Here is a 19953-nt window from a genome sequence, read left to right as displayed (position 1 = left end):
TGGAAAGGGTTTGAAAAAAATTAGAGAGACCAGATCACTTCAGCTGGTCCCTGAACTTCTGGCAGCAGTTGATCTTGAGGCCCAGAAGCTTCTCGATGTTCATCTTGGCGGCGATGCCCTTGGGCGCTCCTGCCACCGAGGTGATGACACCGATGCCACGCTCTTCCCTGACCTCCCTCATGACGTGCTCGTCGCTGAGGTCGGCGGCGGTGACCCCGAGCTTCTTGGCGACGAAGTCCTTGGCCGGACCGATCTTCATGTTCTTGGCGAACTGCATCCTCGCGACGAGGTCGCCAGCAGCCCTGATCCCGCTCATGCCGGAGGTCATTATGTGTGCAGTCGGCATACCCATAGGGTCGCCGACCCCAACCTATATGCCGTCGACGCCGGCCACCTCGACCATGGCCTTGCTGGCCCGGGAGACCGCATCGATGGGCGGGGTCTCGAGCATGGGAATACCGCCCACGCCCATGCCCATGTCGACATGGCAGGGGATCGGCGACACCTTGACCGTCTCCTTCACGAAGGCGACGGACCTGGCGAGGTTCCAGGGGGACGACTTGCTGGTGTTGGTGTTCACCACGGGGCCGAACACGTTGGCGCCCGCCTTGGCGATCAGCTTCACCTGCTGGTGGGGCCACAGCCCTGCCAGGACGGTCCCGTCGTAGGTAAGCTCTCCGTGCATGCCCAGGACCATCTCGCCGGCCATGCCGGCCTCGATGAACATCTCGGGGTACTGCTTCCTCAGCGCCTCAATGGCGTTCAGGGTGGCGTACATGTCCCCGTCACCGGCCGCGCCGGTGGTGTCGAAGTTGACGCCGTCGGCGCCGGACTTCATCATGCGCTGCATGATCCAGACCATGTCGCGGGTCAGGTGCTCCGCGGAGTGCTCGGTGGATTCCTGAGCTTCCTTGATCTTGAACGCCTTCATCAGGTCCCCGGGGTTCTCGAAGGGGCCGTCAGGGGTGTAGTAAAGGCCCATGTTGGACATGGCGCCATAAAGCACCGGGACGATCATGTTCTGCTGGCAGACCTCCATGGTCTGCATCTCCTGGGCGATCACGGGCTTCACTGGCTTGAAGCTGTAGTCGATGTGGCCCAGCTCCATGGTGTCCGCTCCCATGGCCCTCTCGTGGAACATCATGCCGACGAGACGGCTGGAGGGGATGCCTACCCCGCTGTTGCCCTGGTCGCCGTCCAGCCTTATGGTCCCGATGTCGTGAGTGACCGGCACTTCCTTACCGGGCTCCACGCCGACCATCCTGCCCGGAAGGGTCAGGATCTCCATCAGCTTGTCGAGGTCGGCCGAGCTCAGAGCAGGTATGGAGCCGAGCTCGGCTGCATCGTTGGAGCCTTCCTCAAGGTCGCTCTTGATCTGCTCCTTGGTCATGAAGAGGCGCTTCCCGTCGCCTCTCCGCAATTCGTATTCTTTCGCCATTTTCATCACCATTCATCGAGCTTACGCAAGCAGCTGGGCGGCCTTCCTGACGGCCTCGCCCGCGTTCTCTCCGTACGCGTCGGCGCCGATCTTGTCCGCCCAGGCCTGAGTGGCTGGCGCACCGCCGACCATGACCTTGACCTTGGCCCTGATGCCTTCCTCGACCAGAAGATCAATGCACTCCTTCTGGCTCTGCATGGTCGTGGTCATTAAGGAGGACATGCCGATGATCCGGCCGTTCTCCTTCTTCGCGGTTTCAATGAAGTTCCTGATGGGGACGTCCCTGCCGAGGTCGATGACCTTGTAGCCTGCGCACTGCAACATCGTAGAGACGATCGACTTGCCGATGTCGTGCACATCGCCTTCAACGGTCCCGTTGACGATGACCGCCTTGCTTCCACCGCTCGCATCCTTGGGCAGGTCGCCCTCGATGAGCTTGACACCGGCCGTCATCGCGTCCGCAGCTACCATAACGTGAGGGAGGAACAGCTTTCCCCTTTCAAAACGAGTCCCGACCTCGGTCATTCCTGCAGCCAGGGCGTTAATGATATCCTCAGCTTTCATCACTGATCTGGCCTTGCTGACAGCGGCCAATACCTTCTCTTTGTTGTATGCGACAATCGAATCTATCAATTCGATTCTTGCAGACTCTGCAGTGGTCATTTCATCCTCCTTCAAATTTGGGAGAATAGGCCATAGGTTGTCCAATTCTCTAAATCGCCTTATGTATTCAATGATACATGAATCTTTGGGCAATCATATGAATACATATTATTTCTAATCTTAACTTTTTGGCTCAAAAACACATCATAAATATAATATCGCATGTAACAAAATAGATACTGGATGCATAGGAATAGGGCAATAATCAGTGGAAATATAAAACTTCCATACAACTCGTATTATTTACATATGAATACACTTAGATGCGATTAGCCAGAGACCAAGAAGATGAAAGACTGCATCGACAGAGAAGGATGCATGCCTTTTGACCGCCGACAGCCGCGCGGACGGCAGGCGATGCCGGCCTGAGATCGGAGGAAGGGCGCAAGAGACGCCGCATGGTAAAGACCGTCGACCCATTGTCGAGAGTTATTTCTATTGAGCACATAAGCGGCAGATGAACAAAGATAGAGGTTACGAACGAGGCCGGGCCCGCTGTGGAAGTTGAATTTTACGATGCTCGGGGGACGGCCCGTTCTGCTGCTCCAATAATCCGACGAGCTAAAAATAAAAAATTAAAAGGTTTGTGAGGCCGGGACCGTCCCTTAGAACTTGGAGACGAACGTCCTGGCCTGCCAAAGGGCAATGGCCGCCACCACCAGAACGGCGATGAAGAACAGCATCTCTGAGTTCGGGAATAGGCCTTCGGCGAACAGCGCGTTATATGCGTCGAATGCTTCCTGTGATTGCATATGGTTCTACCTCCTCACAGATTGGTGAAACAAGACTCTTTGGCCTTGGTCCTTCCATAGTCAGTGATGATGTACTTGTGCAGAAGGGCGTTCTTCTTGTACTTGCCCTCGTCGTCCATCCTCACATCGATCTCCTTCAGCATTCCGCCCGCAGCAAGCTCGATGAGGTTCCAGTTCACCGAGTCCCTGCCATAGTTGCTGTTCATCCCGTATTCGGCCTGCAACTGTTTGACAACCTCGCTGTTCCAGTGCTCCTTGCCGTCCGAATACACCTCCAGGATCCGGAACTTGATGGGCCTGCGCTTCGCCACCATTTTACTCCCTCCTTAGAGATTGAAGCTCCAGACTTTCCTCCGTGAACATCACCAGGCTCCCTGCGACACAGAGTATGCCGCCCAGAATTAGGGTCCAGTCCTGAGGTGTCCCGAGGAAAAGGAACAGGAATACCACCGCAAAGAGACCGTACAGGTTGCCGACACCTTGACCTCTGCCCACCCCTATCAGCGGGAATGACTTGTACCAGGAGACATAGCAGAAACCAAAGGTCAAGCCCAGGATTATCAGGGTGATCAGCGTCATCGGCTCAAAGACCTGGATCGCGTAGGTGTACATGGGGAAGCCGAGCAGTGCGAGGACCGGTATGATAAGGATCCACCAGATGATGTTCTCGCCCAGGAACCTTATGGTGATGCCGACATCGGGCTCAGAGACGTCCAGCCCCTTTGCGGCGATCGCTCCCTCAAGACCCCAGCCGCAGGCCGCCATTATCCCGCCGATGTAGCCGATGGTCGACCCGCCGCCATTGGCCAGGTCGAGCATGAGCTTGCCGACATAGATTATGAAGCCGCCCACGATGATGATCAGAATGCCCAACATGGCCCTCTTGGAGATCTTCTGGCCGAGATACTTGTAAGACACCGCCGACCCGATGACCGGATACAGCAAGGCTGCGACGGCTGCGAAGCCGGCGCCGACAAAGCCCATGGCGATGAACGAGCCCAGAATAGCTATCGGGCCGCCGCAGATGGACGCGAGGAAGTACCAGCGAGTGCAAGGCTTCAGCTCCCTTATTGTCCGCCCCATCTCCTTGAACTTGCCCAGCGCACCGTTCCATATCATCAGCGCGATGATGACGGTCGCCGCATTTAGCCCGGATATGAGTACCGCGGTGACCACCAGGGAGGCGGAATCACCATGAGTAACCGCCAGTTCCGCGAACATTGTGTCGAACGGGTTCAGCACCCACACGGTAGTCCCCGGGACGTACCAAAGCCCCCAGAGAACGGCACAGAACAGGGCCATCATGTACCCGATGCGCACCCTCTTCTTGTGCTCGTTCTGTCTTAACGTTTCCAAATCTTGTGATAGATTTTGATTTAATTGCGTTTTTCCTTCTTCTACACTTACGTCTACCATATCTTTCCTCCTTTGCTACTTACCTCCTGCTCAACCCCTAGGTGATTTGAAAAAGGGATACTGGATGCGCTCCGGCGCATCCAGCGTTTAAATGTTTTATAAGGCCGCCTTCAGCCTGTTGACGGAATCGGTGGCGTTCTCAGCGTACAGGTCGGCACCGATCTGGTCCGCCCATTGCTGGGTCACCGGGGCCCCGCCCACCATGGTCTTGATCTTGGACTTCAGGCCCTCTTCCTTGAGGAGCTCCTCTACCCTGATCTGGTTGACCATTGTGCTGGTCATCAGCGCGGAAGTGCCGATCACGCGAGCGTCGTTCTTCTTGGCAACGTCGATGAACTGGGAGACAGGGATGTCCCTCCCCAGGTTCATCACGTTGAAGCCCGCGATCTTCAGCATGATGGCAACGATGTCCTTGCCGATGCTGTGGATGTCGCCCTCGATCGTTCCGATCACCACGGTCCCGAGGCCGGGACCCTCTTTCGTTCCCTGCTTCTCGAGCTCGGGAGTGAGGACCTCGATCCCCTTGGTCATGGCCTCGGCGGCCGCGATCACGTGGGGCAGGAACAGCTTCTTCTCGCCGAATTTGGCGCCTACCTCGTTCATTGCCTTGGAGAAGCCGTCCTGGATCATATCGACCGGGCTTATGCCCGCCTTTATGGATGCCTGGGCCGCTTCGACCGCGGCGTCAGCGTCGTACTCCAGCACTGCGTTCCTTGCGTCTTCTAGTATCTGGTCTTTATTTGCCATGTAGTTCACTCCTTGATGCCCTTGAAAGCCCTGTCGCCCTTGTCGACGACGGCCTTCATTGCCTTGACGATGTCAGCATCGATCGGGGTGACCTCGTGGGTCTTCATGATCTGAAGGACCTTCTCGTGAGCGACGGTGACCAGATCCCTAGAACCTTCCTTCACCCAGTCGCCGATCATGTCCCTGTTGAACAACTGAGGATCAGAAGGCAGATCGACGTTATTCATCGTGGACTTGTGGCCGAGGAAGTTGTTGCCGATGCCTACTTTCTGGATCGATTCCACGCCAAGCGTCTCTTCGGTGATCTCGATGCCCTGCTGGACCTTCTTGATCATAGAAGCGATATCGTTGTCGATCAGCAGCTGTTCCATCGAGAATGTCATGCCAAGTTCCAGCATACCGGCGCCATAGATGGTGTTCGCACCGGCCAGAGCGGGGAGAAGAGTAGTGAGGGTCTTCTCGTGGCCCGCCTGCACATCTGGAATCTTGGCATCAGCCTATATGCCCGCCACGAAAGTTGGCAGACCATAGTACTGGCCCAACTTTGCGACTGATGCGCTGATCAGTCCGAGTTCGGGGGATCCGACAGGAGCGGTACCCCTCTTGACATCGAATGTCGTGGTGGAGCTGCCGTACATGACCTTCGCGCCGGGGGTGACCAGCTGAGACAGGACGATGCCTGCCAGGACCTCAGCGTTGTGCGTCACCAGCGTTCCGGCGAGGAATATCGGGGACGAGCCGCCGGACATGGCCATGCTGAGAACGTTCGTGGGTATCCCAAAGCGAGCGCCCTTCATGATGACCTGGCAAGCGTTGTGGCTCAGCTCCAGGGGGCTCGTGGGGCACACCAGCATAGAGAACAGGGGCTTCTTGAGAGCGTCCTGCTCATTGCCACCGTAGATGGCCTTGGCGAGCTCGAAGTAGTACTCAACGTTCTCGCCGACGGGGTCGATGTGGTGGAAGTGCTTGGAGGTGTTCATGACCGAGGTGTACATCTCGTGAACGTCTTCCTTGCCCTTTCCGGCCCAGTCCCTCGCCGATACAGCAAGTGAGTAGTAATCGATGTTCTCAGCCCAGTCCACCAGCTTGGCGGTCGCGGCCAGGTCCTTGTCGGTGGAGTCCACGGTCTTGTACTGGCCGGGGGCGATGTAGTTGCACATCTTGATGCCGGTACCGAAGCAGGTCCAATGGACCTTGCCAAGGTGCTCTATCTCCACTTTATTCTTCTTTTCCCTACCGTACATGGTGTACTTAGAGGGCGCAGTGCTCAAAGCGCGTCTTACCAGGTATTCCGGGATCTTGACCACAGAGGTCTGCTCATCGACTTCGCAGCCTGCTTCCTTGAATATCTGCAGGGCCTCGGGATCCGATACCTGGATACCGGGGTTCTGCAAAACATCCATGGTAGCGTAGTCAATGGCCCTTAAACCCTCTTCGGCGAAGAGTTCCAGACCGGCACCTTCAAAGCGTTGCCTCCCTGGATAGTAGTGTTTAACCATTTTTCTACCTCCTGTGGGGCGTGACACATATAGGAACATATAAAGATTTCTTCAGAACGTAATCAAAATCATCTATTAACTACACATATTAATGCATACGCATACAATAATAGCTTTTTCAACAATTTTCTCCAATTCAATATTCATTAATGTGTTTAAACGCGGGAATTACTACACATATATCGCGTAATTAGCTTATAAAATGCATGATTGTCTAAATAATGTGTTTGCTCTAGTGCAACTCCTCGTTCTTAAGGCATTGGTGAAAATTTTAACTAGTAGTATCGATATGCATGCAATAGGAGCAATATTGATGGCAAATAAGGACGAGATTCTAGCCACTCTTAAAAAGTCAATAGAGACTTGGAACATCGAACTTGCCAAGAAATCGGCAAATGAAGCACTCGCAGCCGGGATCTCGCCGGCCGAGGCCGTTGAGAACGGCCTGGGAAAGGGCATGGAGACAATCAGCGTTCTCTTCGACGAGGCCAAGATCTACCTGCCCCAGGTTCTGGCGGCGGCCACGGCCATGGAAGCGGCCCTGAAAATCTTCGAGCCCCACCTGAAGGGGTCCGCGCTGGCGACCAAGGGGACCGTCGTCCTCGGCACGGTCCAGGGCGACATTCACGAGATCGGCAAGAACGTGGTCGCGGCTATGTTGACCGGCGCAGGCTACAAGGTCATCGACCTCGGCAAGGATGTCTCCGTCGAGAAGTTCGTTGACACTGTAAGGGATAACAACGCCCAAGTGGTCGGCGCTTCGGCCCTCATGACCACCACGGTCACCATACAGAAGGAGATCGTCGAGGCGATCAAGGAGGACGATGTCCCCGTGAAGACCATCTTCGGCGGCGCTCCCTGCAACCAGGAATGGGTCGCCAGCATCGGCGGCGACGCCTACTGCGAGTCCGGCGCGGAAGCCGCCGCGATGGTCGGCAAGCTCATTAAGGGGTGAATAAGATGGCAGCGGCCAAGCCCATTGATATCTTTGAAACGTACGAACGTTCCAGGAAGGGACAGAAGCTCGCCGAGAGCGAGTGGGACTACCAGGTCATCCCCCAGAACCTCGCGAAGCTAAAGGAGAAATACAAAATCAAGTTCGGCAAGGAGATCATCCCTGAGGACAAGGACCTCAAGGACCGCCTGTTCCAGGCCGGCCTGGAGATGCTGGTCACCTCCGGAGTTTATAACCAGGACCTCGGCAGGATCATCAAGGTGACCGAGGAAGAGGTCTGGGAAGGGATCAAGAAGACCCCTAAGTTCCTTCACACCGGCGAGGGCAGGGACATGGCCCGCTTCTACCCGAGGAAGGGCAACTCCTCCGTGAAGCCCATGATCCAGGGCGGCCCTACCGGCGCCCCCGTGAGCGAGGATATCTTCATCCAGGTGATGCAGTCCTACGCCCAGGAGGCCACCGTCGACATTCTCGTCAACGGCGTCATGGCCACCATCGAGGGCCACCCCGCGAAGACCAACACTCCCTGGGAGATCCGCGCCACCATGGCCGAGCTCAGGGCGGTGAAGGAGGCGCGCATCCGCGCCGGAAGACCGAACCTCGGCATATAGGGCCCGGAGACCCCGCTGTCCGCAGCGGGACGTCTCGTCAGTGATAGCCCGTACGCCATGAGGAGCTGTGAGCACCACGAGGTATCTCAGCTCAACGAGCTCAAGATAGACATGGCCGCGCTCAACATGATCGCCGGCTGGACCGCCAACGGTGACACTATCATGGTGGAGCAGATGCCCATCTTCGGCGGATATACTGGTGGAGTTGAGGAGACCGCTATCTGCGACGTGGCCACCACCCTGTCCTCGTTCGCCCTGTTCAGCGGGAACTTCCACCTGGACGGACCGATCCACATCAGGTGGGGCATAACGACGGCTAGGGAAACGCTCCAGATCGCCGCCCACGCTGCCGCCGCGGTCGACGCGAACACCGACCTGCTGCTGGCCAACCAGTACTACCCCGCGGCCGGTCCGTGCACCGAGATGTGCCTGCTGGAGACCGCCGCTCAGGCCATTAGCGACACTGCCAGCGGCCGCGAGCTGCTGTCCGGTTCCGCCGCCGCCAAGGGCGTGGTCCAGGACTACACCACCGGTATGGAGGCTAGAATAATGGGCGAGGCCGCCATGGCCACCGCCGGCATGAAGGTCTCCAAGGTCAACGAGATCATAGAGGCCCTTATAAGCTCCTATGAGAAGGACTATGCCAAGGCGCCCAAGGGCAAGAGCTTCCGCGAATGCTACGACGTTCTGACCGTCAAGCCGACCAACGAGTACCTGAAGGTCTACGATAACGCGGTCGCCAAGCTAAGGGAGCTAGGCCTGGAGATCCGGTAAGGCCCCTCACTTCACGCTCAAACCATTTCCCATCTCGACTCCAAACCATTTCCAAATCTTTTCCATTCTCTCCTTTTTTTGCATATAAGGGTGTGGCAAGGTTTTGGAGCATTGAGCGGCAAGGAGCCTATTAGTTCGATCGGGCAGGGGGCCATGGCAGGGCCCGCCGGGGGAAGCGAAAAGGCCTTACGCCAGCTCGCGAGCCGTCTTCTTTGTCCGCTCCCAGGCCTCCGCTATCACCCTGGGGCTGTGAGCAACGCTCTCGTGCCTCAGGCTGAGCTGCTCCGCGAAGTCCTTGGACATGGCCTCGTAGCGCTCCCGGTCCCCTACCCCCGTGTCGATGAACAGGCACCGGGAGTAGCCCTGGAACATTATTTTGGCGAAGTACATGCCATCCATGCCCTGGTCCAGGAGGTCCTGGCTGATATGAAGCTCCTTGACCACGGCGTCCATGCCCTTCTCCGCCCACCCTGGGGAGGAGAACCAGGTGCCGGCGCAAACTTCCTTCTGCTTGCAGTACTCGAACGGCCCCAGCATGGCGGCGACGCAGTCGTCCACTTCCAGCATGACGGTGGGCATGGGCACATGGCCGGGTAGGCCGTTGAAGGTCTGGCAGTGCGCGTAGCCGAGGAACAGCACGTCGATCTTGCCTATCAGCGAGTCGATCCTGCCGAGGACCATCTCCCTGAGCTTCTCCGGCTCGTCATGAAGGAAGAACTCCAGGTACTCCCGGTGAACGACCTCTGGGTCCCCCGCGGTCAGCTGCTCTATCTCCTTCTTCAGTATCTCGCATGCCAGTATGCCGATCCTCATGGGCCCGCCCCTGCCGCCTGCACTCGAAGATATCGCTCGGTGACAACATCGTCCCGAACGCCCTACTGAGCTAATGTTCAACGGTATTTTTAAACATCCTCTCTCAGCAACGTGCCAGGGCGATGATCAAAGCAGCCTGCTGACGATGAACGCGACTATGAAGAGGCCGAGCGAGAGGTACAGCTGGCGCATCCTCCCCCTTCCCTCTTCAGGAGTCTCACTCCTCATCAGCCTGAGGGCGAGATAAGCCAGCCCCGCATCGGCGATGACGATGAGGACCAGGTAAACTACGCCGAGCCAGCCCATCACGAAGGGCAGGAAGCTCAGGGCGATGAACATAGCGAACAGCGCGCCGGAGACGCGGAGGGCGAAACTTTTCCCCCTCAGCCTGGCCAGGGTCCTGACCTTCCTCTTTTCGTCGCCCTTCAGGTCCATGGCCCCGGCGGCGATCTCCTCCGCCAGGTCGAACACGAAGGCCAGGGCGGCGAAGGACAGCACCGCCCCGTTCACCGCTCCCACCGCCACGCCCCCGAACACGAAGGTCGAGGCCACCGAGGTGGCCACCATCAGGTTGCCGGGCAGCCCGCTCTCCTTGAACCTCCAGTTATACAGCAGGCCCAGGGCCCATATGCCCAGGGCGAGAGCGAGGGCAGGAAGGCCAAGCAGTGCCGCGGAGAGCAGGCCGAGGACCGAGAACGCTATCGCCAGGGCCGCCAGCTCATGGACGGTGACCCTGCCGGAAGGGAGCGGCCTTCCGGGATGGTTGACCCGGTCGACCTCGAGGTCGAAGTAGTCATTGGATATCATCGCTGAGCCGGACACAAGAAAGCCGACCAGGAAGCCCAGGAACGCCTCCCCTGCCGACGGGAACGCGCCCAGCGCCAGCACCTGGCCCACCAGCACGCATAGGCCCGCGGTCACCGGCAGCTCGGGTCGGACCAGATCAGAGAGGGCCCTGATCTTCCCGGCCGGGGACGCTGCACTCGCGCTAGCATCGTTCAACAGGGCGCCATGGCATGCCATCGGTAAAACCGTTATGGCCGTTACGTCAGGGAAGAGGGGGCATATTCGGCCGAACCCAAACGTGCATAGGTATGACGTCTTACGTACGTTAGCGAGGCTTCCTCAACGCACTGCCAGATGGCAAAGCCCCAAGGACGTCCTTAAAATACGGCTTGTTCCAAAGATGTTCCAGCCTCATTGAAAGAAGGAGGACTCGTGAGATATGAGGAATGATGAAGGAGAACCATTGGGTCGAGTCAGTGGCGAGGAGCCCTGCGAACCCGTCCCTCCCGCAGCGGAGAAAAGGGAGGTCGCTCCTGTGGAGAGGAGGGAAGTAGCTCCTCCCCCCAGAAGGACCCCCGGACGGAGAAGGGCTCTGTGGGCCATTTTGGCGGCCGCCGTGATCATCATAGCAGCAGCCATTGCGGCCTTGGCCCTGAACAACCAGGACTGGCTCAACGGGGGAGGGTCGGAGGGTGAGATCACCGAGACCCCCCTGGCGGTCAACAGCCCCGTAGCGATGAACCAGAGCGCGGCCAACGTGTCGCTGTCCGCTGCGTATCCTGGACAGGGACAGCTGGGCAGCTACACCTTCGTGCGGGGTGAATCGAGCGCGTTCCAGGTGGTGAGCACGCCGGTCAACGGATACCAGGGCCCGGTGCTCACCAAGGTGTTCGTCCAGAGGGAGCCTGGCGGGATCAACCAGGAGGGCATAGAGCACAACTTCGGTAACAACAACTCTGTGCACTGGACGTTCAACTACATCAACGGGACCCATTACGGCGCATCGGACATAGGTCCGGTCTGGCAGAGCGATGGATCGAGCACGCACCGGGACGACGTGAACCTGATCTTCAACCGTACCGGCACCTACAACGTGACGTTCCAGTCGTTCAACCCCGAGACCGGCAAGGCGCTCTCCCAGCCTCTGAGCATCAGCCCGATCAATGTCCCGGAGAACGGAACGCTGACGGTGAAGACCATAGGGAACGGTACGCGCGAGGGTGCTTACTACGCGGTACAGACCAACATCACCAATGATTGGAACCTCCGCCGCGACGTGAACGCCTCGGGGCTGGTAGTCTACAGCAAGACCGCTGCGGCGGTCCCGGACCCTGAGATGACCTCGTTCAAGTCTCAGAGCCTGGACATCGGACAGTCCACGCAGTTCACTGCGTACTACAAGATCGCCGATGACCCAACCCTGATGGAGTACCGCGACCAGAAAAGCGGGCAGGTGATACAGGTACCGTTCAACGCCACCGCAGCAAAGTAGGCCCAAACCTCTTTCATCATTTCTTTTTTATTGCCCCTTTACCCGTGAGCGCGAGCTCGCATGATCAAAGAAAACAAGGTCGCGCCCGTGAACGCGCTTCGGACTTTGCGCCGCGCCAGGACGCCAAGCCTGGTCCTGGCCGGACCGTGCCGTCATTTTCCCGGGGAGCGGCAAAGGGACCGGCCGAGGTTGAGCTTTACCGGGCCTTCGAGGCCCGGCCTCCGCTCATCTGACTATGTGCTTCGCTTCGAAGTGCCCGCACAGGTTGTCCGACAGCTCCTGATCGCTCACTCCGGTCAGCTGCTGCCCGCATACGGGGCACTTCACCGCCGGCGCCTCGCCCGGCGTGGCGGAGCACGTCCCGAGGAACTGCTTTTCCTGGCAGGCGTCGTCCGGCCGGGAGAAATCGTCCCTGGCACCCACGTACTGCTTTATGTTGCCCCGGCCGCTCTGGCTGTCGAAGTCGCCCGAGGTGCCGATGTACTGCCTCTCGGGGGCCCGGCTGCTCTGGGCGTTCCAGTCCGATCTGCCCACGAACTGTTCCTGATCGGCGTATACGTCCTTGTTCAAGCAGATCCCGATGTACTGATGCTCACTGCAGTCGTCCGACGGCCTCGTGAAGTCATCTCGGGTGCCCAGATAAGGCCTGTTCTTCTCCGCCTCGAGCTGGTTGTCCACCTCGTGCTCGCTGGTCAAATGTGCTCGCAGGTTCGAGGTAAGGCCTTCCTTGCCCGCGCCTGCCACCTCCTCGCTGCATATTGGACATCTTACAACGGTCATCCCCGTCACCATTTGAGCAAAATTCAAGTGCGTTGTATAAGAATATTGGGTGAACATGCTTCGTGAACGTACCGAACGTTAACCAAAAGGCGCCGTTCGATGAAGCGCATGGAACAAGGGTAAAAGTTAAAAGTTGGAAAGGGAGGGCTCCCCGCCCTCTTTGGCGTTTTCCTGCTTCCCGTTCGCGCGCTCAAGCCGCGGCCTTGGCGGCCTTGGGGGCGAACAGGGGTATGATCTCGCGGCCCATGGACTCGTTGATCACGAGGGCCAGGGAGATATACACGCCGGAGAAACCGTCGATGATGCCCCAGATGCCGGCGATCTTGAGGATGTCGGCACTCCCGGTGAACTGGGCGGCGGCGAGCAGGAAGAACAGCAGGGACAGCCCGGCCAGCAGGAACAGCACCGCCCTAGGCGCCTTCAGCGCACCGATGGCCATTCCGCCAGCGAACACGCCCCACATGAGCAGATAGAATCCCAGAGAGTCCGGGACTGCAGCGGCGAACCCCAGCAGAGGAGCGAGGTTTACCACAGCCAGACTTAGCCAGAAGAACCCAAAGGCCGTGAAGGCCAGAGAGGCGAAGGTGTCTCCCATCTTCCAAAGCATCGCACCCGCGACGACCTCACAAAAGCCGCCCAGGAAAATAAACATGCCCAAGAGCATCGCGTCGGCAGCGTAGGCGCCGGCATAGGACAGACTGAGAAGAACAGTCGGCAGTCCAAAGCCGATGAACCCTATTGCCGCAGCATTTCCGTATTTCTCACTCATGGCAATCAAACTCCTTTTCGTTTATCATGTTTCCCACCTGATCCTCCTTGTTTTGTGTTAGTAGCCTTTGGCCTGGAAAAATAAGGACTTTGGCAACCGCAGGGCTTTCGTGATCCCTCTACCGCTACCATCGACATTACCTTCCTGCCGAGACCAACGGTAAAATCAAGTGACGGGGTTTAATAAAGTAATCCATGGAATCAGTTTATTCTATGTCTGTAAAAAATATCCTTCCAAGGACTCAAATCACCATGTGGGTATCGATTATTATTGGACTCTTAACAATTGGCCAGTCCTCTGCGGAGGGCCGTTAACGGATGCGAGGTCCGTCGTATGCCGTACGGCCGGTATTGCATAGCAGTATGTAACGGTAACCACGGATAGCATAGAGCGGAGCGCGGGGGGCCTCCGGCCCCGTCGGACGGGTCAAGAAAACTGTTTATCCCTTTGCGCGACATATCCTCCCCACCATGGCATCGCTCTCCCTCACAAGCACCGTCGAGCTTTCCAACGGCGTGCGCATGCCCTCCCTGGGCGTAGGAGTGTTCAAGGTACCTAACCGGGAGGCTTACCAGAACGTACTTGACGCTCTCGATCTCGGCTACCGGCACATCGACACCGCCGCATATTATCAGAACGAGGACGCGGTGGGCCGGGCGGTGGCGAACAGCGGGGTGCCGCGAGAAGATGTTTTCATCACCACCAAGGTGTGGAACTCCGACCAGGGGTACGATGAGGCCCTGGCCGCGTTCGACAGGAGCCTGGAGCTGCTGAGAACGGACTACGTGGACCTGTACCTCATCCACTGGCCCAAGAGCGACAAGCGCCTGGAAACCTGGAGGGCGCTGGAGAAGCTGCTTGACGATGGTCGGGCCCGAGCGATCGGGGTGAGCAACTACCTGATCCGTCATCTGGACGAGGTGATCGCCAATTCCGAGGTGGTGCCGATGGTGGACCAGGTGGAGTTCTCCCCCTTCCTCTACCAGAAGGAGCTGCTGGAGTACTGCCGGTCCAACAACATCGTCCTGGAGGCCTACAGCCCCCTGACCAGGGGGAAGAAGCTGGGCGACCCCCGCGTGGTCGCCGTCGCGGAGAGGTACGGCCGCACCGCCGCCCAGGTGATGATCCGATGGGTGCTGCAGAAGGGCATGGTGGCGATACCGAAGTCGGTGCACCGGGAGAGGCTCGCCGAGAACGCCGCGGTGTTCGATTTCACCATCTCCGAGGGGGACATGGCCGAGCTCGACTCCCTCAACGAGGACTACCACACCACCTGGAACCCCTCGGACATACCCTGAGAGTTCGGGCACCCCTTCCCATGTTTTATCTATCCCGGCGGCATGCGCTGGTCGGGTCTGAAGGTTGCAGGGCGAGGCGGCGAGGAAGGCGAGGGCGGAAGAGCAGTACCGCCTGGGGCTGGACCTCGAGAACATGGGGAAGATCGACGACGCCATCATCGCGTACATCCGCGCCCTGACCGTTCTCCCGGAGCTGGGGGAGGCACATCTGCGCCTCGCGGACATCTATTCCAAGAGAGGGAACCCCCGGAAGGCGGAGCACCACAGCGCCCTGGCCAAGAGGGGGCGGAGCGCTTCACCCCCCGCCCCGATCGCCTCACCGGCCCCGCCGGCGAGCAGGCCGGCCTTCGTTCCGCTGCCCCGGAGGGCCTCGCGCCCGAGGGAGCTGCCCGACAAGCTGCCTTCGGTGCTCTCCGGCACGCTGGATCCGCCCAGCCAAGAATCTGAGGATGAGCAGGAGGACCGGCGGGTGCTCGCCATGCTCCCCCTTACCGGGGACAACTTCTTCGGGCGGTTCAGCGGGCTGAGGGAGATCCAGCGGAAGTCGATACCCGCGATAATGGAGGGCGGGGACGTGATGGTTCTCTCGTCCACCGCCAGCGGAAAGACCGAGGCGGTGTTCGCTCCCTTGACGGAGATGATGATCTCAGAGGGCTGGAAGGGATTGTCGGTAGTGTACATCTCCCCCACCAGGGCGCTGATATCGGACATCCGGCAGAGGCTGGAGGACATCCTGCTGCCTCTCGGCGTCAGGGTGGCCCAGAGGGACGGGGACGTCAAGGACCTCAACGAGAGCGATCCGCAGAACGTCATCGTGACCACGCCGGAGTCGCTGGACTCGATGATGTGCTGGAAGCGCCGCCAGCTCAAGAACGTGAAGGCAGTGGTGCTGGACGAGGTGCACATGATCGACAGCACCTACCGAGGCGACCAGACCAGGGCGCTTCTGCGGAGGATGCGCATGGAGCTGGGCCTGCGGTTCCGCGTGTACGCCCTGACCGCCACGCTGGGGAGGCCGGACAAGGTGGCGGCGAAATACATGGACTCGCCGAAGCTGGTGCAGGCCGGGGGAGGCCGGGGGCTGGAATACCACATCGTGCCCGAGCTGGAGAACGCGCTGTTCTGGGCGAGGCAGAAGAAGGCCTCCAAGGTCCTGGTGTTCTGCAATACCCCCCGGGAGGCCGAGGAGGTCATCAACAACACGCTGCGCTTCCACTATCCTCCCGAGGTCCTCAGGGTGCACCACGGTAAGCTGGAGAAGGAGAGGAGAAAGGAGGCGGAAGCGCTGCTAAAGGAGGGCGAGAGGGCGGTGTGCGCATGCACCTCCACGCTGGAGGTGGGGGTGGACATCGGCGACATCGACCTGGTGATCCTGCACTCCCTCCCCCGCTCCGTCTCGTCCCTGGCGCAGCGCATCGGGCGCTCCAACCGCCGGGGGGACCGCATCTCCGTGGTGGCGGTAGGAAAGGGAGGCACCATGCTCTACTACGAGAGGGTCTTCAAGTCCATCCTCAGCGGCAAGTTCGAGGCGCCGGAGATGGAGTTCGACCCGTCGGTGGCGGTGCAGCAGGTGCTGTCCTCGCTGGTCGGCGGGCCGCGCAGCGAGGGGTTCTTCGAGGACCTGTTCGACGGGCTGTGCGCCAAGGACGATGTGGCGTCGATCCTCGCCTCCCTCCGCTCGGGCGGGTACGTGCGCGAGGAGGGCGGGAGGCTGTTCGCGGACAGGGGCTGCCTGGACCTGGGCCCCAAGGTGTACTCCAACATCGCCGGCTTCGAGAGCATCCTGGTGGTGGAGGAAGGTTCGGGAACGCCGATCGGCCAGGTGGACCTGCCGGTGGACAACATCTTCGTTCTTTCCGGGCAGGCATGGATCGTCAAGGAGAGGCTGGAGGACATGGTCGTGGTGGAGAGAGCGGACCGCAGCACCACCATCGCCAAGTTCGCTTCCTACGAGCGCAAGGGGGCGTTCCACCCCCTGCTCCCGGCGGATATCAGGGAGAGGCAGGAGAAGAGGGCCAAGGAGAGCAAACGCGAATAAGGCAGGCCGCCCATCTCGGTCATGATGACAGACCTGAGGTCCGAGGTCCTGGCGAAGTGCGCTCACTTGGACATCCCCATGGTGGGGTTCGCGCCGGCGGAGCGGTGGGACGAGGCATCCGAGCTCGAGGTCCCTGCGGAGTTCCGGCCCCGGTCCATCTTTCCGGAAGCGAGGTCGGTCGTCGTGATCGGCATCCCGGTGCACCTGCCGGTGCTGGAGACCACCCCGTCCATCTGGTACCACGAGCTGTACGGCACGGTCAACCGCCTGCTGGACCAGGACGCCTACCGCATCGCGACCATGCTCAACGAGCAGGGGCATCCATCGGTGTCGGTCCCCCGGGACGGGTACGGCGGGTTGAGCGTCCTAAAAGAACGCCCGATGGCGTTCTTCTCGCACCGCCACGCCGCGTACTACGCCGGCCTGGGCACCTTCGGGGTGAACAACATGCTGCTGACGCCGCGGTACGGGCCCAGAGTGCGGTTCACTTCCATATTCACCTCCGCGGAGCTGCCGGCGGACCCAGTCATGAAAGAAGATGTGTGCATCCGATGCATGCGCTGCACCCGCGCCTGTCCGGTCGGGGCCCTCTCGGATGGCGAGTACCCCGAGGCGCTGACGGACAAGGCCGCCTGCGTCTCCCAGCACGAGGAGCTGTACAAGAGGCACGTGTCGCCGTGCGGCATCTGCATCAAGGTATGCCCGGTCGGCCGGGACAGGAAGCACTTCGCCAGGACCGATGCCGCTCTGTACTCCGACCGCGAGGGACACGAGCGATATCACCGGGCATGGGAGCACGTCCGGAGATATGGCGGCAAGTAAGCGCGAAACGCTTTTGCTATGTGCTCGGATTCGGTAGCGATGAAGCAACAGGAGAAGGCGGTCCTGGACACCGTGGCCGGACGGCGGGCCGCGCAGCTGCAGAAGCAGGACCCCGCCGTCAAGGCGAGCTATGTCCTGGATGACGTGCTCCCCCGCGGCGTGGTGAAGAGCGAGAGGGACGGGAAGATCGTGGACCTCGAGTTCCTGGAATCGGCGGCCACCGCCGGGGAGGTCGCGAACCTCGAGGACTATGTGTTCGCGGCCAACGAGTTCGGCGCCGTCACCGTGCACCTGCCGGAGGAGAAATACCGGAAGGACCTGGCGGCCTCCATACTGGGCACCATTCAGGACAGCATCCGCACCGGCGGGGCCAATGGCGAGTTCCGCTTCGCCGGGTATGTGTACGACATAATGGGGAACTTCAAAAGGGTCAGGTAAGCGAAGCCGTGAAATACGCCCGCCCTTTACCGATAGGAGGATGTTCTTGAGCGGCCTGGACGATACGTTCTTGCAGAGGCTTCGGTGCGCCTACTTCGTTTTCGTCAGCACCGGACTGAGGGATGACCATGCCGAGGAGCGCTCGGCGTGGACCTCGGCCGCGGAGGAGCTGCGGGAGACCGTATCGGACTTCCTGGAGCGGAAGGTCAACTTCGGCACAGTGAAGTACCGCATGGACCAGGCGGGGACGGGGGACTCCTTCGCCTTTCCCTCCCGCGCGGTGTCGCAGGCCATGAGCGACCTGGCCCTGGGCGTTTCGGTGGACGATCTGGAGCCGGCGCTGCGGAGGGCCTTCGAGCTGCCGGAGGACCTGGGGGAGGCCAAGGGGAGGCTGCTGGACTTCGAGGCCTTCGCGGAGGACCAGGTGGAAAGGGGCGATCTGAAGCGCCCTCAGGCCCGCCCGGAGAGGTGGCCCGAGCTGCTCTCGACGGTGTGGCACATCCAGGACCCCGCTGGCTGGCCCGCGGCGAGCTCCGCAGCGTCGAGGTTCCTGATCGAGAACGATCTCGTCGAACCGCTGGAACCGGCCCAGGACTACGCCGACCTGGCGGCGGTAATGCGCGACCTCTCCGACGCCCTGGACCTGGACCTGCCCACGCTGGACATCCTGTTCGCCTCCGTCCTGAGCGGCGAGCTGGAGATGCCCGAAAACGGGGACTGCTTCGAGGCCACCATGAGATGGGCGGGATCGCTGGACCTCGCCGGGCAGGCCGATGCGGCCATCGAGGCGTACGAGATCGCTCTGTCCATCAGGCCCGGTACGGCCAGGGCGCTGGAGCGCAAGGCCGAGCTGTACCAGGCCAAGGGACTTGTGATGCTGGCCATCGGCGAGGCGGAGGCGCTCGTCGAGCTGGGGCCAAGGGACCTCCACCACCACCGCAGGCTCCTCGCCCTGTACCACCAGCAGAAGATGGTGCGCGAGTACAACATCGAGGTCCGCCGGTACAAGACGCTGATGGCCTCGAAACAAGAATGAAATATCCTCCGCTCCCAACATACCACGTATGATCGTCACCGACTCTCTCAGAATGGGCTCCAGGGTGCGCCTCGGCGGGGGTTCGGAGATGCCGGTCCTGGGGTTCGGCACCTGGAAGCTCGCCGGGGGGACCTGCGCAAGGGCGGTGCGCGAGGCCGTGGAGGCCGGCTACCGCCTTATCGACACCGCCAGCATGTACAATAACGAAGAGGATGTCGGGGAGGGCATCAGGCAGAGCGGGATCGACCCAGAGGAGCTGTTCGTCACCACCAAGCTGTGGAGCAATGAGCACGGCTACGAGAACGCCATGCGGGCCTGCCACCGCAGCCTGGGGAAGCTGGGCCTGGACCGCGTCGACCTGTACCTTATCCACTGGCCCGGGGGCAGGAACCTGGACACCTGGAAGGCCATGATCCGGTTGATGGAAGATGAGGCTGTGGGAGCCATAGGGGTGAGCAACTTCAGCCTGGAGCAGGTAGACGAGCTGACCGCGGGGACCGGAGTGACCCCGGAAGTGGACCAGGTGGAGTTCAATCCGGAGAACAGCGACGATGCTCTGCTGGCCGGGTGCAGGTCCCGCGGGATCGTGCTGGAGGCGTACAGCCCCCTGCGGGGGACCGACCTGAGGGATGCTGCCATAAGCGAGATCGCGCGCCGGCATTCCCGGACCGCGGCCCAGACGGTCCTGCGCTGGGTGCTGCAGAAGGGGGCGGTGCCTATCGTGAAGACATCGCACCGCGACAGGATGCTGGAGAACGCCGAGCTGTTCGACTTCTCCCTGACCCCGGAAGAGATGGGGGCCATAGACAAAGTGGGCAGATTTTGA

General features: G+C 60.1%; 17 protein-coding genes and 3 pseudogenes. 9 read left to right on the top strand and 11 right to left on the bottom strand.

Annotated features, from left to right (window positions below):
* Window positions 1-34: 34 nt before the first annotated feature.
* The 7 genes and pseudogenes from mtbB to mttB all read right to left on the bottom strand — a co-directional run bounded on the left by mtbB (window position 35) and on the right by mttB (window position 6515).
* Window positions 35-1438, bottom strand: a pseudogene (gene mtbB, locus WYS_RS12560) ([dimethylamine--corrinoid protein] Co-methyltransferase).
* A gap of 21 nt (window positions 1439-1459) precedes the next feature.
* Window positions 1460-2101: a dimethylamine corrinoid protein MtbC gene (mtbC, locus tag WYS_RS12555; protein WP_026069102.1), complete on the bottom strand. Its 642-nt coding sequence runs from the start codon at window positions 2099-2101 to the stop codon at window positions 1460-1462.
* 605 nt (window positions 2102-2706) lie between these two features.
* Complete coding sequence (locus tag WYS_RS16175) at window positions 2707-2853, bottom strand: hypothetical protein (protein WP_019178524.1); 147 nt, start codon at window positions 2851-2853, stop codon at window positions 2707-2709.
* 14 nt (window positions 2854-2867) lie between these two features.
* On the bottom strand, window positions 2868-3167 hold the full coding sequence (locus WYS_RS12545; RefSeq protein ID WP_019178523.1) for a hypothetical protein: 300 nt from the start codon (window positions 3165-3167) through the stop codon (window positions 2868-2870).
* Window position 3168: 1 nt separating this feature from the next.
* Window positions 3169-4269, bottom strand: coding sequence for a DMT family transporter (locus WYS_RS12540; protein ID WP_049796368.1), 1101 nt, complete (start codon window positions 4267-4269; stop codon window positions 3169-3171).
* A gap of 96 nt (window positions 4270-4365) precedes the next feature.
* Complete coding sequence (locus tag WYS_RS12535) at window positions 4366-5016, bottom strand: corrinoid protein (RefSeq protein ID WP_026069100.1); 651 nt, start codon at window positions 5014-5016, stop codon at window positions 4366-4368.
* Between the two features lie 5 nt (window positions 5017-5021).
* A pseudogene (mttB, locus tag WYS_RS16495) lies at window positions 5022-6515 on the bottom strand ([trimethylamine--corrinoid protein] Co-methyltransferase).
* 313 nt (window positions 6516-6828) lie between these two features.
* Here mttB and WYS_RS12520 point away from each other — a divergent pair.
* Together WYS_RS12520 and WYS_RS15750 are read left to right on the top strand one after the other, a co-directional pair.
* The gene (locus WYS_RS12520) at window positions 6829-7470 is read left to right on the top strand and encodes a cobalamin B12-binding domain-containing protein (RefSeq protein WP_019178518.1); all 642 of its coding nucleotides are present in this window, start codon (window positions 6829-6831) and stop codon (window positions 7468-7470) included.
* A 5-nt stretch (window positions 7471-7475) separates the two neighbouring features.
* Window positions 7476-8855, top strand: a pseudogene (locus tag WYS_RS15750) (monomethylamine:corrinoid methyltransferase).
* A gap of 186 nt (window positions 8856-9041) precedes the next feature.
* Here the strand turns inward: WYS_RS15750 and WYS_RS12505 are convergent.
* Window positions 9042-9668: a DUF1638 domain-containing protein gene (locus WYS_RS12505; RefSeq protein WP_019178515.1), complete on the bottom strand. Its 627-nt coding sequence runs from the start codon at window positions 9666-9668 to the stop codon at window positions 9042-9044.
* Between the two features lie 126 nt (window positions 9669-9794).
* Window positions 9795-10670 carry a UbiA family prenyltransferase gene (locus tag WYS_RS12500; RefSeq protein ID WP_201798810.1) on the bottom strand — a complete coding sequence of 292 codons (876 nt, stop codon included), beginning with the start codon at window positions 10668-10670 and terminating at the stop codon, window positions 9795-9797.
* A 319-nt stretch (window positions 10671-10989) separates the two neighbouring features.
* On the opposite strand from WYS_RS12500, the gene WYS_RS12495 reads away from it, so the two are divergent.
* A complete protein-coding gene (locus WYS_RS12495) occupies window positions 10990-11946 on the top strand; it encodes a hypothetical protein (protein ID WP_147654249.1) in 957 nt (318 codons plus the stop codon).
* 225 nt (window positions 11947-12171) lie between these two features.
* Here the strand turns inward: WYS_RS12495 and WYS_RS12490 are convergent, their stop codons facing one another.
* Both WYS_RS12490 and WYS_RS12485 read right to left on the bottom strand, forming a co-directional pair.
* The gene (locus WYS_RS12490; RefSeq protein ID WP_162137739.1) at window positions 12172-12726 is read right to left on the bottom strand and encodes a hypothetical protein; all 555 of its coding nucleotides are present in this window, start codon (window positions 12724-12726) and stop codon (window positions 12172-12174) included.
* A gap of 190 nt (window positions 12727-12916) precedes the next feature.
* Window positions 12917-13495, bottom strand: coding sequence for an acetate uptake transporter (locus WYS_RS12485; protein WP_026069096.1), 579 nt, complete (start codon window positions 13493-13495; stop codon window positions 12917-12919).
* 470 nt (window positions 13496-13965) lie between these two features.
* Here WYS_RS12485 and WYS_RS12480 point away from each other — a divergent pair, with 470 nt between their 5' ends.
* From WYS_RS12480 to WYS_RS12455, 6 genes are all read left to right on the top strand, one after another.
* Entirely contained in the window at window positions 13966-14793 is an 828-nt protein-coding gene (locus WYS_RS12480) for an aldo/keto reductase (RefSeq protein ID WP_019178510.1), read from the top strand.
* A 64-nt stretch (window positions 14794-14857) separates the two neighbouring features.
* Entirely contained in the window at window positions 14858-16831 is a 1974-nt protein-coding gene (locus tag WYS_RS12475; RefSeq protein WP_019178509.1) for a DEAD/DEAH box helicase, read from the top strand.
* 21 nt (window positions 16832-16852) lie between these two features.
* A complete protein-coding gene (locus WYS_RS12470; protein ID WP_026069095.1) occupies window positions 16853-17653 on the top strand; it encodes a 4Fe-4S binding protein in 801 nt (266 codons plus the stop codon).
* 39 nt (window positions 17654-17692) lie between these two features.
* A complete protein-coding gene (locus WYS_RS12465; RefSeq protein ID WP_147654247.1) occupies window positions 17693-18091 on the top strand; it encodes a hypothetical protein in 399 nt (132 codons plus the stop codon).
* 46 nt (window positions 18092-18137) lie between these two features.
* The gene (locus WYS_RS12460; protein WP_147654246.1) at window positions 18138-19127 is read left to right on the top strand and encodes a hypothetical protein; all 990 of its coding nucleotides are present in this window, start codon (window positions 18138-18140) and stop codon (window positions 19125-19127) included.
* Between the two features lie 28 nt (window positions 19128-19155).
* Window positions 19156-19953: an aldo/keto reductase gene (locus WYS_RS12455; RefSeq protein ID WP_019178505.1), complete on the top strand. Its 798-nt coding sequence runs from the start codon at window positions 19156-19158 to the stop codon at window positions 19951-19953.

The sequence above is a fragment of the Methanomassiliicoccus luminyensis B10 genome (assembly GCF_000308215.1).
In the GTDB taxonomy this organism is placed as follows: domain Archaea; phylum Thermoplasmatota; class Thermoplasmata; order Methanomassiliicoccales; family Methanomassiliicoccaceae; genus Methanomassiliicoccus; species Methanomassiliicoccus luminyensis.
This window is presented reverse-complemented; position numbering and strand designations above follow the sequence as displayed.